This is a genomic window from Hydrogenophaga sp. PBL-H3, assembly GCF_010104355.1.
Lineage (GTDB): Bacteria > Pseudomonadota > Gammaproteobacteria > Burkholderiales > Burkholderiaceae_C > Hydrogenophaga.
Genome location: NZ_CP044972.1, coordinates 3,501,249 through 3,515,301 on the forward strand (window position 1 = coordinate 3,501,249; position 14,053 = coordinate 3,515,301).

The 14,053-nt window shown below is 65.3% G+C and carries 10 protein-coding genes; 3 read left to right on the plus strand and 7 right to left on the minus strand.

Features of this window, described 5'->3' with window-relative positions:
• Positions 1-12: 12 nt before the first annotated feature.
• The 4 genes from boxA to F9Z44_RS16270 form a co-directional block, all read right to left on the minus strand.
• Positions 13-1,314: a benzoyl-CoA 2,3-epoxidase subunit BoxA gene (gene boxA / locus F9Z44_RS16255; RefSeq protein ID WP_159607771.1), complete on the minus strand. Its 1,302-nt coding sequence runs from the start codon at positions 1,312-1,314 to the stop codon at positions 13-15.
• Positions 1,315-1,455: 141 nt separating this feature from the next.
• A complete protein-coding gene (gene boxB, locus F9Z44_RS16260; RefSeq protein ID WP_159607772.1) occupies positions 1,456-2,883 on the minus strand; it encodes a benzoyl-CoA 2,3-epoxidase subunit BoxB in 1,428 nt (475 codons plus the stop codon).
• A 102-nt stretch (positions 2,884-2,985) separates the two neighbouring features.
• Positions 2,986-4,692, minus strand: coding sequence for a 2,3-epoxybenzoyl-CoA dihydrolase (gene boxC / locus F9Z44_RS16265; RefSeq protein WP_159607773.1), 1,707 nt, complete (start codon positions 4,690-4,692; stop codon positions 2,986-2,988).
• Between the two features lie 119 nt (positions 4,693-4,811).
• The gene (locus tag F9Z44_RS16270) at positions 4,812-5,765 is read right to left on the minus strand and encodes a helix-turn-helix transcriptional regulator (RefSeq protein WP_159607774.1); all 954 of its coding nucleotides are present in this window, start codon (positions 5,763-5,765) and stop codon (positions 4,812-4,814) included.
• A 176-nt stretch (positions 5,766-5,941) separates the two neighbouring features.
• Between F9Z44_RS16270 and F9Z44_RS16275 the strand changes: the two genes are divergently transcribed.
• Together F9Z44_RS16275 and F9Z44_RS16280 are read left to right on the plus strand one after the other, a co-directional pair.
• Positions 5,942-7,519, plus strand: a complete 1,578-nt coding sequence (locus tag F9Z44_RS16275) for a 3,4-dehydroadipyl-CoA semialdehyde dehydrogenase (protein WP_159607775.1) — start codon at positions 5,942-5,944, stop codon at positions 7,517-7,519.
• A gap of 35 nt (positions 7,520-7,554) precedes the next feature.
• Positions 7,555-9,114, plus strand: a complete 1,560-nt coding sequence (locus F9Z44_RS16280; RefSeq protein WP_159607776.1) for a benzoate-CoA ligase family protein — start codon at positions 7,555-7,557, stop codon at positions 9,112-9,114.
• An 8-nt stretch (positions 9,115-9,122) separates the two neighbouring features.
• Here F9Z44_RS16280 and F9Z44_RS16285 read toward each other — a convergent pair whose 3' ends face one another.
• Both F9Z44_RS16285 and apbC read right to left on the minus strand, forming a co-directional pair.
• A complete protein-coding gene (locus F9Z44_RS16285) occupies positions 9,123-9,974 on the minus strand; it encodes a GNAT family N-acetyltransferase (protein ID WP_236574165.1) in 852 nt (283 codons plus the stop codon).
• Between the two features lie 142 nt (positions 9,975-10,116).
• The gene (apbC, locus tag F9Z44_RS16290; protein ID WP_159607777.1) at positions 10,117-11,208 is read right to left on the minus strand and encodes an iron-sulfur cluster carrier protein ApbC; all 1,092 of its coding nucleotides are present in this window, start codon (positions 11,206-11,208) and stop codon (positions 10,117-10,119) included.
• Between the two features lie 159 nt (positions 11,209-11,367).
• Here apbC and metG point away from each other — a divergent pair, with 159 nt between their 5' ends.
• The gene (metG, locus tag F9Z44_RS16295; protein ID WP_159607778.1) at positions 11,368-13,422 is read left to right on the plus strand and encodes a methionine--tRNA ligase; all 2,055 of its coding nucleotides are present in this window, start codon (positions 11,368-11,370) and stop codon (positions 13,420-13,422) included.
• A 61-nt stretch (positions 13,423-13,483) separates the two neighbouring features.
• Here metG and bamE read toward each other — a convergent pair whose 3' ends face one another.
• On the minus strand, positions 13,484-14,002 hold the full coding sequence (bamE, locus tag F9Z44_RS16300) for an outer membrane protein assembly factor BamE domain-containing protein (RefSeq protein WP_442907208.1): 519 nt from the start codon (positions 14,000-14,002) through the stop codon (positions 13,484-13,486).
• Positions 14,003-14,053: the final 51 nt, after the last annotated feature.

Sequence of the window (14,053 nt, forward strand, 5' to 3'; positions counted from 1 at the left end):
CGCCCCTGGCCCTCAGTAGGTTTCCAGGTGGAGGCGGCCTTCGCGCTTGAGCGCGGGGCCGATGCTGTCCCAGTTCAACCCCGCACCCTGCGCCACATCGCGCAAGGCCAGCACCACGCCCTCTTCCATGCTCTTCAAGCCGCACACGTAGAAGTAGGTGTTCGGGTCCTGCAGCAGCAAAGCCAGATCGGCGGCTCGCTCGCGCATGGCGTCCTGCACATAGCGCTTGGGCGCGCCTGGCGTGCGGCTGAAGGCGAAGTTGGTGTCGATGAAGTCCTTGGGCAGGTTCTGCAGCGGGCCGAAGTACGGCAGCTCTTCCTGCGAGCGCGCGCCGAAGAACAGCATGAGCTTGCCGCCCTCGAACTTGCCCGAAGCCCGCAGGCGCCGGCGCCACTCGGTCATGGCGCGCATGGGGGCGCTGCCGGTGCCGGTGCAGATCATCACGATGTTGGACTTGGGGTGGTTGGGCATGAGGAAGCTGGTGCCGAACGGCCCGATCACTTCCACCTTGTCGCCCACCTGCAGATCGCACATGAAGTTGCTGGCCACGCCGCGCACCGGTTCACCGTCGTGGTCTTGCAGCACACGCTTGATGGTCAGCGACAGGTTGTTGTACCCAGGACGCTCGCCGTTGCGCGGGCTGGCGATCGAATACTGGCGCGCGTGGTGCGTGCGGCCGATGTCGTCGACGCCGGGCGGCACGACACCGATGCTCTGGCCTTCCAGCACCGGAAACGGCATGGCGCCGAAGTCCAGCACGATGTGGTGTGTGTCGTAGTCGCTGCCGGCGGTCTTGCCGACCTCGGTAACGCGCACATTGCCCACCACCGTGGCGGTGATGGTCTTCTGCGCGGCCTTGGGGCCGTAGAGGTTGGTGTAGACGTGTGCGGCCGACCAAGGCGGCAGGGTCGAGCCGAAGGTCGACGAATTGAAGACCTCCGCGCCGCTTGGGTCCTTGACCACGGCCGGCGTGGCGGCGGGCGCCAGAGCCACGGCCACATCGCCCCCTGCTTCGGCCAGACCCTCCAGCTCTTCCGCCGGCAACTCGGCGGGCAGTTCGTCCCACGTGAGCTGCTCTTCGGGCGTGTAGGCGCGCAGGCGCGGCATGGTGCGCCAGTTGTCGATCGAGCCGGTGGGGCATGGCGAAATGCAGTCCATGCACAGGTTGCATTTCGAGGCGTCGACCACGTAGTTGACGTTGTCGTGCGTGATCGCCTGCACCGGGCAGATCGCCTCACAGGTGTTGCAACGGATGCAGATCTCGGGATCGATCAGGTGCTGTTTGATGACAGCGAGTTCGGCTGGGGCGTTCATGGTGAGTCTCCGAAATATCAAGAGACAGTGTAGGAGAGGGGGAGCGAATCAAGGACGCCGCGGGTCCGGGTCTCCCGGCCCGCAGGCGTTGCCCCCTTGAGGGGGTGACGCGCCGCAGGCGCGGCGCGGGGGTGAGTCAGTTCAACCAAACCTGACGTATTCGAAGTCCACCGGCTGGCGGTTGACACCCATGACAGGAGGAGCAATCCAGTTGGCAAACTTGCCCGGATCGACCACACGGCCCATCAGGCTGGCCACGAAAGCGCGGTCCGACTCGCTGGGCAGCCAGTTGTCGCGGTTGGCGGCCCACTCCGACTCGGAAATCACGCGGCCATCGGGCGCCACTTTCACGCCCTTGAGCAAGCCGATGTTGCGATGGAAGGCCTTGTGCGGCACGGTCAGGCGGAAAGGGATGCCGGCCTTCTCGATCACCTTGTTCCAGCGCTCCACGCCACCCACGCTGTCCTTGATGTAGTCGTCGCGCAGCACTTCGTTGAGCGCGTTGAGCATCGGCACTTCCTTTTCCACCAACTGACCGTTCTGCACGTTCAGAACACGGTAGGTCTGGCCCTTGAGGATGTGGTCGTCCATGCGCTTGCCTTCTTCGTAACGGCCCTTGAGTCCGGTGGAATAGAAGGTGGCGGCGTTGCTCGATTCGTCGGCGCCGAAGAGGTCGATGGTCACCGAGAAGTGGAAGTTCAGATAGCGCTGCAGAGTCGGCAGGTCGATCACGCCGGCGGCGCGCAGCTTGGCCGGGTCGTCGGTCTTGAGCTCGTTCATCACCTGGCAGGTGCGGTTGATCACGCGGCTCACACCGGACTCGCCCACGAACATGTGGTGCGCCTCTTCGGTCAGCATGAACTTGGTGGTGCGCGCCAGCGGGTCGAAGCTGCTCTCAGCCAGAGCGCACAGCTGGAACTTGCCGTCGCGGTCGGTGAAGTAGGTGAACATGAAGAAGCTCAGCCAGTCCGGCGTCTCCTCGTTGAAGGCTTCCAGGATGCGGGGGTTGTCGGCGTTGCCGCTGTTGCGCTCCAGCAGGGCTTCGCCTTCCTCGCGGCCGTCCTTGCCGAAGTACTTGTGCAGCAAATACACCATGGCCCAGAGGTGGCGGCCTTCCTCCACGTTGACCTGGAACAGGTTGCGCAGGTCGTACTGGCTGGGGGCTGTGAGACCCAGGTGGCGCTGCTGCTCGACCGAGGCTGGCTCGGTGTCGCCCTGCGTCACGATGATGCGGCGCAGGTTGGCGCGGTATTCGCCAGGCACGTCCTGCCAGGCGGCCTCGCCCTTGTGGTCACCGAAATGGATCTTGCGGTCCTGCTCGGCCGGGTTCAGAAAGATGCCCCAGCGGTAGTCGGGCATCTTCACGTGGCCGAACTGCGCCCAGCCCTGCGGATCGACGCTGACCGCCGTGCGCAGGTAGACGTCGAAGTTCTGCGAGCCGTCTGGGCCCATGTCGTCCCACCACTTGAGGTAGTTGGGCTGCCACTGCTCCAGCGCACGCTGCAGCGTGCGGTCTTCGCTCAGGTTGACGTTGTTGGGGATCTTGTCGCTGTAATCAACTGTGGACATGTTGTGCTCCTGCGGATACTCGTGCGGTGGACTGTCGTTCGGTTGCGGCTGGCTCCACCGGGAAACCCACCGCACAACAAGGCTCAGAAAATCAAAGGGACATCAAACGCGGTTGAAATCGAAAGCGGCTTTGTCGCCCTTGCCGTAGACCTTCAAGGCACCTTTTTCGCCAACGGCGTTGGGGCGGATGAAGATCCAGTTCTGCCAGGCGGTGAGCCGGCCGAAGATGCGTGTGGCCATGTTTTCCTTCTGCGCAAAACGCAGGTTGGCTTCCAGGCCGGTCAGGGCGTCGGGCGACATGGAGGCGCGCTCTTCGAGTGCCATGCGCACCTCGTCGTCCCAGTCGATGTCGTCGGGTGCGGCCGTCACCAGGCCGAGTGCGAACGCGGCATCGGCGTCCAGCGGTTTGCCGATGGCGCCACGCGCGGCGTCCATCGGTGCGACCTCTTCGTAGAAGCGGCGCTGCAGGCGCGACTGGTCGTTGACCATGGGCAGCACGCCGAAGTTGAACTCGTCGAGCTGCAGCTTGGGCGCCTTCTCGGCGTCGTCGGGCAGGGCCAGCATGTAGGCGCGGTCGGCACAGAAAACCAGCTCGGCAAAGCAGCCCACGAAGCACGAGCCGGACTCGATGAGGGCGAACAGGCTGCGCGAGGACACATCGAGCCGTGCGAAGGTGCGGCGCATCAGGCCCAGCGTCTCGCGCACCAGCCAGTGATCTTTGTTCGCGAGCATCACGGCGTCACTGGCCAGCACGGCGGCGGCATCACCTTCGGTCTTGAGCAGCCAGGTGCCGATGTCGAGTTCGTTGGTGCGCAGGCACAGGATGGCGTCGTCGAGCTCGCGCGCCATTTGCAGCGGCCACCAGGCAGCGCCCGCGGCTTCGATGGCGGCGATGTCTTGCGGCTGCGCACCGGTGGGCGCTTTCAGGGTGATGGTGGCGCTGCGTTTGGCGCGGTCGATCGCCACGTTCACAAAGGCGTAGCTCAGACCGTTGGCGCTGTCGGTGCGGGTGATGCGCGGCAGGGCCACGCCTTTGCCACTGGCCGGGCGGTCGCTCTGCGCGGCCAGGGCGGCGGCGCGCTCGCTCACGTGGGCGGCGAACTGCTGGGGTTTGGCGATGGAGTCCACCAGGCGCCAGTCGACCGCCTTCTTGCCGCGCACGCCTTCGCTGGTGGTGCAGAAGATGTCGGCCAGGTCGTGGCGCACGTGGCGCTTGTCGGTGACACGGGTCAGGCCACCGGTGCCGGGCAGCACGCCGAGCAAGGGCACTTCAGGCAGCGACACGGCAGAAGACCGGTCATCGACCAGCACGATCTCGTCGCAAGCCAGGGCCAGCTCGTAACCGCCGCCAGCGCAGGCGCCGTTGAGCGCGGCCACAAATTTGAGGCCGCTGTGTTTGGAGGAGTCTTCGATGCCGTTGCGCGTCTCGTTGGTGAACTTGCAGAAGTTCACTTTCCAGGCGTGGCTGGAGACACCCAGCATGAAGATGTTGGCGCCGGAGCAGAACACACGGTCCTTGGCGCTGGTCACCACCACGCTGCGCACCTCGGGGTGCTCGAAGCGCACGCGGTTGAGCGCGTCGTGCAGTTCGATGTCCACGCCCAGGTCGTAGCTGTTGAGCTTGAGCTTGTAGCCAGGGCGGATGCCGGCGTTCTCATCGATGTCGATGGCCAGCGTGGCGACAGCACCGTCGAACGACAGTTTCCAGTGGCGGTACTGGCTGGGGTCGGTGCGGTAGTCGACCGTGGTGGGGGCGGTGGCGACGGGTGCGGCTGTAACGGGTGCGGTGGCGATGGCGGTATCACTCATGGGTTTGTCTCCTCGGGGCTGCGGGGCTGGTGGAGGCCCCGACAAACCGGCATTCAACTGCCGGCGGGAGCCCAATGACGTGAATAATAATTCACAAAGTCAAAATGGTCAATGCACTTTTATGCATGTTTTGTAACCAGGCCCAAACGTTCGCGCACCTGGCTGCGCAGCGCCAGGAAGGCATCGTTCAAGCTGTAGGCGCTGGTATTGAAGCTCATGTCGGCCTTGGAATAGAAGGCCGAGCGCCCGGCAAGGATGCGCTTCAAGTCATCCATGGCCTCGCGGCTGGCCGCCATGGGGCGCATGTCACCCTGCGCGGCCACGCGGCCCATGTGGTCGGCCGGGTCGGCCTGCAGCCACACGGTGGTGCAGTGCGAGAGCAGCAGGTTGAAGTTGGCTGCGTCCGACACCAGGCCACCCGGCGTGGCAATCACCACCTCGGGGTAGATCTGGATCGCTTCTTCCAGTGCGCGGCGCTCGTAGCGGCGATAGGCGGGTGTGCCGTAGAGCGAGTGGATTTCGTTGATGCTGCAGCCGGCGAATTTTTCAATCTCGCGGCTGAGTTCGATGAAGGCGAAACCGAGGTCGTCGGCCAGGCGCTGGCCCAGGGTGGATTTCCCCGCGCCACGCAGGCCGATCAAGGCGATGCGCGAACTTCGCCCAGGATCGCCGCCGGGCACGGCACCGCCGCCCAGCAACCCGCCAATGGCCACGCGCACGCGCCGCAAATCACCCTCACCGCGGCCTTCGAGCAACTCGCGGATCAGCAGCCATTCGGGTGAGCTCGTGCTCACATCACCCAACAACTCCGCCAGCGAGCAATGCAGCGCCTGGGCCACCTGCAGCAGCACCAGGATGGAGGCATTGCCGGTGCCGTATTCAAGGTTGGCCAGGTGCCGCTCGGACACATCGGCCGCCACGGCCACGGCCTTGCGCGTCATGCCGCGGCGCGAGCGCAGGGTGCGCACGCGCTCTCCCAGCGCCACCAGGAAGGGGTTTCTCACCTCTTCATCCGTCGGGACGGGGTCCACTGGCCGGGCGGTGGCCATCAGGCCGGAATCGGCTGCATCCATGGTGTGCCAGAGCTTTCAAACAGGGTCGTCGGGTTTGGGGAAAACCGGCAAGGGGCTTGCCAAGCAGCGCAACATGCACTTTAATGCACATCTCGACGCACGCAAGATAGTGCATTTATAGCGCCATTCTCCAACCGCGAACAGCTCCGGCCGCTCGCCCACCCCAATTCACGCACATGACAACCACTCCCCTGCTTCCCAACCACCTCGGCGGCCAATGGGTGACCGGCACCGGCTCGGGCACGCCGCTGTTCGACCCGGTGCTCGGAGTCGAGCTGGCACGCGTGAGCAGCGCCGGGCTCGACCTGGCCGCCGGCTTCACCTTTGCCCGCGAACAGGGCGGCGCCGCGTTGCGCGCCATGAGCTACGGTGAACGCGCTGCATTGCTGGGGGCCATCGTCAAAGTGCTCCAGGCCAACCGCGACGCTTATTACGAGATCGCCACCGCCAACTGCGGCACCACCACCAAGGACTCGGCGGTCGACATCGACGGCGGCATATTCACCCTGGGCTACTACGCCAAGCAGGGCGAGGCTTTGGGCACTGCACATGCATTGCTGGACGGCGAACGCATCCGCATGGGCAAGGACCCGGTGTTCCAGACGCAGCACATGCTCACCCCCACGCGCGGCGTGGCGCTGTTCATCAACGCCTTCAACTTCCCGAGCTGGGGCCTGTGGGAGAAAGCGGCGCCCGCGCTGCTTTCGGGCGTGCCGGTGATCGTGAAACCCGCCACCGCCACCGCCTGGCTCACGCAGCGCATGGTCAAAGACGTGATCGATGCGGGCATCCTGCCGCCCGGCGCACTCTCGGTGGTCTGCGGCTCCTCCGCCGGCCTGATGGACCAGCTGCAGCCCTTCGACGTGGTCTCGTTCACCGGCTCGGCGGAGACGGCGCGCATCATCCGCAGCCACCCCGCCGTGGCCGAACGCTCGGTCCGTTGCAACATCGAGGCCGACAGCCTCAACAGCGCTCTGCTCGACCCGGCCACCACGGCCGACAGCGAGGTCTTCGGCCTGCTGGTGAGCGAAGTCGTGCGCGAGATGACGGTGAAGGCCGGGCAGAAGTGCACCGCGATCCGCCGTGTGTTCGTGCCGCGCACGCTCTATGAAGCGGTGGCCCAGGCGATCGGCGCCAAGCTCGCCAGGACTTCGGTGGGCAACCCGCGCAACGAGTCCGTGCGCATGGGCGCGCTGGTGAGCCAGGAACAGAAAGCCAGCGTGATGGCGGGCATCGCAACACTGCGGACCGAGGCCGAGGTGCTGTTCGACGGCAGCAGCACAGCGCTGGTGGACGCCGACGCCTCGGTGGCCGCCTGCGTTGCGCCGGTGCTGCTCGGCTCGCGCGAACCCGCCCGGGCGAAGCTGCTGCACGAGGTGGAGGTGTTCGGCCCGGTGGCCACGCTGATGGCCTACGACAGCATTGAACAGGCTTACGCGCTCATCCACCGTGGCGAAGGCTCATTGGTCTGCTCGGTCTACAGCGCCGACCTAGCCTTCACCGCCAGCGCCGCGCTCGAACTCGGCTCGGCCCACGGCCGCGTACACGCCATCTCGCCCGACGTGGCAGCCAGCCAGAGTGGCCACGGCAACGTGATGCCGATGTCGCTGCACGGCGGTCCCGGCCGCGCCGGTGGAGGCGAAGAGCTCGGTGGCCTGCGCGCGCTGGGCTTCTACCACCGCCGCAGCGCTGTGCAGGCCAGCAGCGCTGCGCTGGACGTGCTGGCGGCATCTGCCGTAGCCTTGAAGTACTGAGCCCAAACCCCGCGACCCGCAGAGGAGACAAACCCATGACAGCCACCACCGCGCCGCCCGAGCGCTTCAATTTCGCGCGCCACCTGCTGGAACTCAACGCCGGCCGCGCCAGCAAGAACGCGCTCACCGACGACCAGGGCACGCTGACCCACGGCGAACTCGCGGACCAGGTGCGGCGTTTTGCCGGCGCGCTGACCGCGCTGGGCCTGCGCCGCGAAGAGCGCGTGCTGCTGCTCATGCACGACTGCAGCGACTGGGTGGTGGCCTTTCTCGGCGCGCTGCACGCGGGCGTGGTGCCGGTGGCGGTGAACACCCTGCTCACCGCGCAGGACTACGGCTACATGCTGAGCAACAGCCGCGCGCAGGCGGCCATCGTCTCGGCGGCGCTGCTGCCCACGCTGCAGACCGCGCTGGCCACACAGCCCACGGAAGTCAAGCACATCATTGCCTCGCGCGCCACCGAAGCCCTGCCCACCGGCGTGCACGACTTCAAGGCCCTGGTGGCCAGCAGCCCGCCCGCTGCGGCGGTCGACACACACGGCGACGAACCCGCGTTCTGGCTCTATTCCAGCGGCTCCACCGGCGCGCCCAAGGGCACGGTGCACACCCAGGCCAACCTGTACTGGACCGCCGAGCTGTACGGCAAGGCCGTGCTCGGTCTGCGCGAAGACGACGTGGTGTTTTCCGCCGCCAAGCTGTTCTTTGCCTACGGTCTGGGCAACGCGCTGACTTTCCCGCTGAGCGTGGGAGCCAGCGTGGTGCTGATGGCCGAACGACCCACGCCGCAAGCCTGCTTCAAACGTTTCACAGAGCAGAAGCCCACCGTGTTCTATGGCGCTCCCACGGGCTACGGCGGCATGCTCGCCAGCCCCGACCTGCCCAAGAAAAGCGACGTGGCGCTGCGCCTGTGCTCATCGGCCGGAGAGGCCCTGCCGCAAGACATCGGCCAGCGCTGGACCAACCACTTCGGCGTTGAGATCATCGACGGCATCGGCTCCACCGAGATGCTGCACGTGTTCCTCTCCAACCGCCCGGGCGACGTGCGCTACGGCACCACCGGCAAGCCGGTGCCGGGCTACGAGATCGAGCTGCGCGGCGAAGACGGCCAGCCCGTGCCCGACGGCGAGATCGGCGACCTCTACATCAAAGGCCCGAGTGCGGCGCTGATGTACTGGAACAACCGCGCCAAGAGCCGCGACACCTTCCAGGGCGGCTGGACCAAGGCCGGCGACAAATACACGCGCGATGCCGACGGCTACTGCACCTACGCCGGGCGCAACGACGACATGCTCAAGGTCAGCGGTATCTACGTGAGCCCGTTCGAGGTGGAGGCCACGCTGGTGCAACACCCCGCGGTGCTGGAGGCCGCCGTGATCGGCAAGACGGACGCCGACGGCCTGACCAAAACCAAGGCCTTCGTGGTGCTCAAGAGCGGTGTGCAGGCCACCGAGGCCGAGCTGCAGGCTTTTGTGAAAGCGAAGCTCGCGCCCTACAAGTACCCGCGCTTCATCGAGTTCCTGCCGGAGCTGCCGAAGACCGCCACCGGCAAGATCCAGCGCTTCCGGCTGCGTGAGCGAGAGGCACCAGACGCCTGAAGTCTGAGTCAGCCGACTTCCAGTGACGTCAGGCCATAGAGGCGCGAGTGCGCAATCTGCGGTGCCGGGCCACGGTACATGCGGGCCGTGGTGAACGTGGCCTCCATGCCCTGGTGCACCGCCAGCCGGGTGGCCTGCAGGTTGCATTCGGGCACGTCCATGAACACCGGCGCTTCCCTGGGCACACGTGCACACAGCGCATCGAACAGCGCCTCGGCGATGGCCGGGGTGTCGGCACACAGGGGCGCGAGTTTGTAGCCCTCCTTGCAAGCCCGCAAGACGCCGTAGCCGCGCAGCTCGCCATCTTCCCACCAGCCCAGCGCATGGCTCTGCGGCATCTGGATCCAGGCCTGCAGAAACACCGGGCGTGGCACAGGATGAAGGGCCTGGTCGAAGGCCACCAGCCGCTCGAACGGCAGTGACGACAGCGACACCACCCGGCGGTCCTGCGCCACCGAATCGCGGCCCCACTCCTTGTAGCGCACGTTGTACCAAGCCAGCTCGAAACCGCCCCGGCGGTAGTTGTCCTGCTGTGCCACCACACCATCCAGGCCGAGCACGCAACCTCTGACGTGCTCCTGGGCCGCGTTCCAGAGGGCGCGGCCCAGTCCATGGCGACGCAGTGTCGGCTCGACGATGTACAAGCCAATGAACCCGTGGCCGTCACCGTACCGCACGCAGGCGATCGAAGCCACAGGCCGCTCACCGAGCCAGCCCATGAAAAATCCCTGGGGATCGATGGCGTGAAGGGGCTCAAGGTCATGCAGCCCGGGGTTCCAGCCTTCGCGGGTGGCCCAGCTCATCGCGATGGCCAGGTGGCCGCGGGTCATGCGGCGAATCTCGTAAGACGCAACGGGCAAGATGTGCTCCAGGGGGTATACGGCATCACATCGCAAACCCAACGGCCACGCCATACCTCATTGGCAGTAGTTTGATCAAAGCCCGGACGCAAAAAAGCCGGCGCTGGGCCGGCTCTTGCTGGGGAGACCGCTCCGGGCTGCCTCAGGTTTCCTTGGAGATCTTGATGCTCGGGAACTTGTTGGAGAAGTCCTTGGCCTTGGCCGCGATCTTGATCGCCAGCTGTCGCGCCACCGACTTGTACAAGGCAGCGATCTCGCCGTCCGGGTCGGCCACCACGCTGGGCATGCCGCTGTCGGCCTGCACGCGGATGCTCATGTTCAGGGGCAGCGCGCCCAGGTAGTCCATGCCGTACTCGGCAGCCATGTTCTTGCCACCATCCACGCCGAAGATGTGCTCGGTGTGGCCACACTTCTCGCACACGTGCACCGCCATGTTTTCCACGATGCCCAGGATGGGCACGCCCACCTTCTCGAACATCTTGATGCCCTTGCGTGCGTCCAGCAGCGCAATGTCTTGCGGCGTGGTCACGATCACCGCACCGGTGAGCGGCACGCGCTGGCTCAAGGTCAGCTGGATGTCGCCGGTGCCCGGTGGCATGTCGACGATCAAATAATCAAGGTCTTTCCAGTTGGTCTGGCGCAGCAGCTGCTCCAGCGCCTGGGTGGCCATGGGGCCGCGCCAGATCATGGCTTCGTCGCGGTCGATCAAAAAGCCGATCGAGATCACCTGCACGCCGTAGTTCTCCAGCGGCTCCATGGTCTGGCCGTCCGCGCTCTCGGGCCGGCCTTCCACACCCATCATCATGGGCTGGCTCGGGCCGTAGATGTCGGCGTCCAGAATGCCGACCTTGGCGCCCTCGGCCGACAGCGCCAGCGCCAGGTTGACCGCAGTGGTGCTCTTGCCCACGCCGCCCTTGCCCGAAGCCACGGCAATGATGTTCTTCACGTTGGGCATGACCTGCACGCCGCGCTGCACCGCGTGCGCAGTGATCTTCATGGTCATGTTGACTGACACGTTCTCCACGCCCGCCACCGACTTGGCCGCGGTGATCAGGGCCTTGCGAAAGGCCGGCATCTGGCTCTTGGCCGGATACCCCAGCTCCACGTCGAAGGACACATCGCCGTCCTGCGTCTGCAGGTTTTTCAGCGCCTTGCTGGTGACGAAGTCGCGTCCGGTGTTCGGATCGGTGACGGCTTGCAGCGCGGTCAGGAGCGCCTGGGAATCAACGGCCATGAGGGAACTAGCTCCAGTGGGGATGGGGGTATCGGGTTTTGCGAACGGGCTGAAGTCTAACGCCCCACCCTGACCGGGGTCATTCACACAATCGCCATGAGGACATCCATCACGCCTCCGGCCTAAAATCTCCGGTTCCCCGACAGAAAGCCCCACCCCATGAGCCAGCGACGCCTGTTCGTCACCACCGCCCTGCCCTACGCCAACGGGCATTTCCACATCGGCCACATCATGGAATACATCCAGGCCGACATCTGGGTGCGGTTCCAGCGCATGCATGGCCACGAGGTGCACTTCGTCTGTGCCGACGACGCGCACGGCGCGCCGATCATGATCGCGGCCGACAAGGCGGGCAAGACGCCGCAGCAGTTCGTGGCCGACATCGCCGCTGGCCGCAAGCCCTACCTTGATGGCTTTCACATCGGTTTTGACAACTGGCACAGCACCGACGCGCCCGAGAACCACGAGTTGGCACAGCAGATCTACCGCGACCTGAAGGCCAACGGCCTGATCGAGACCCGCACCATCGAGCAGTTCTTCGACCCCGAGAAGAGCATGTTCCTGCCAGACCGCTTCATCAAGGGTGAGTGCCCCAACTGCCACGCCAAGGACCAGTATGGCGACAACTGCGAGGTCTGCGGCAAGGTCTACAGCCCGACCGAGCTGATCAACCCCTACTCCGCGCTGTCCGGTGCCAAGCCGGTGCTCAAGCAGTCGGAGCACTTCTTCTTCAAGCTCTCCGACCCGCGCTGCCTGGCCTTCCTGGAACAGTGGACCCAAAGCGGCGCAGTGCAGCCCGAGGTGCTCAACAAGATCAGCGAGTGGATCGAGGCTGGCGTTGATGGCAAGCCCAAGATGGGCGACTGGGACATCAGCCGCGACGCCCCCTACTTCGGCATCGAGATCCCCGACGCACCGGGCAAGTATTTCTATGTGTGGCTGGACGCACCCGTGGGCTATCTGGCCTCGTTGAAAAACTGGTTCGGCAAGAAGGGGCTGGATTTCGACGCCTTCATGGCCGACCCCACCACCGAACAGTTCCACTTCATCGGCAAGGACATCATCACCTTCCACACGCTGTTCTGGCCGGCCATGCTGCACTTCAGCGGCCGCAAGGTCCCCAACGCGGTGTTCGTGCACGGCTTCCTCACCATCAACAATGGCGAGAAGATGAGCAAAAGCCGCGGCACCGGCCTGGACCCGCTCAAGTACCTCAGCCTGGGCATGAACCCGGAGTGGCTGCGCTACTACCTGGCGGCCAAGCTCAGCAGCCGCAACGAAGACGTGGACTTCAACGCCGAGGACTTCATGGCCCGGGTCAACAGCGACCTGATCGGCAAGTACATCAACATCGCCTCGCGCGCGGCCGGTTTCATCGCCAAGCGCTTCGAGGGCAAGCTCGGCGAAGTCTCCGCCGATGGTGACAACCTGCTCGACCACCTGCAGACCGCCGCGCCCGCGATCACCGCGCTGTACGCCGAGCGCGAGTACGGCAAGGCGTTGCGCGAGGTGATGCAGCTGGCCGACCGCGTGAACGCCTATGTGGACCAGAACAAGCCCTGGGAACTGGCGAAGCAGCCGGGCATGGACGGGCGCCTGCACGACGTGTGCACCGCCTGCATCGAAGCCTTCCGCCTGCTCACCCTGTACCTCAAGCCGGTGCTGCCCACGCTGGCCGTGAACGTGGAGGCCTTCCTGCAGGTCGAGCCAATGCACTTCAGCGATGCGGGCCGCCTGCTCGGCGCAGGACACGCCATCAACGCCTACCAGCACCTCATGCAGCGCGTGGACGTGAAGCAACTCGACGCGCTGTTTGAACCGCCCCCAGCCCCGGTGGTGGAGGCCACCGTGCCCGGTGGCGAGCCCATCGCCGACACCATCACCATCGACGACTTCAGCAAGATCGACCTGCGCATCGCGCAGATCGTGAACTGCGAAGCGGTGGAAGGGTCAACCAAACTGCTGCGCCTGACCCTCGACGTGGGCGAGGGAAAAACCCGCAACGTCTTTTCAGGCATCGCCAGCGCCTACGCGCCCGAAGACCTGGTGGGCAAGCTCACGGTGATGGTGGCCAACCTGGCGCCGCGCAAGATGAAGTTTGGCGTGAGCGAAGGCATGGTTCTGGCCGCCAGCCACGCCGATGAAACCGCCGAGCCAGGTATCCACATCCTGAACCCCTGGCCGGGCGCAAAGCCTGGCATGCGCGTCAGTTGATTGCCCCACCCCGTTCGGGCTGGGCTTGTTGAAGGGCAAGCTTTGGGAAAACGGGCGCTTTCTACCGATTCCTTTCCAGGTCCGGATCGGGCACCGACATCGTCCTGACCACGCGCAAGTCGGTATCGAACACGACAGTGAACACCTTGGATTCGCTCTGGTTGGAGCCCTGCAGGTAACGCCAGTCGTAGTGCGTCTCACGCTTGAGCGCGTAGGTGGTGATCTTCATCGGCTTGCCCAGCATGCGGCGCACCTCTTCCATCGCCATTCCGGGCAACACCCGCGCGAAGTTGCGTTCGGTGAGCACCTGGCGCAGCGCGGCCATGCGGCCGTCGGGGCCGATGGTGATCATGTAGTTCACATGGCCCGCGGGCTGGCGGTTGTATTCGTAGATCTGTGCACCGTCCTCGCCCTCCCACACCGCCTCGGGTGCACCAAAGCGCTCGCGCACATCGGCCTCGGTGGAGACGCCTTCTTCGAGTTCGCTGATGTTCTTCACGTCGCACGCCACCAGCATCGACGCCAATGTCAGCAAGGCGATCAGGGATCCATGGCGAACGGCATCGGTGAATCCACGCATGCAGACAACCTTTCCAAGGGTGAAAAATCCAGTTTAAACCCGCACCGCGTG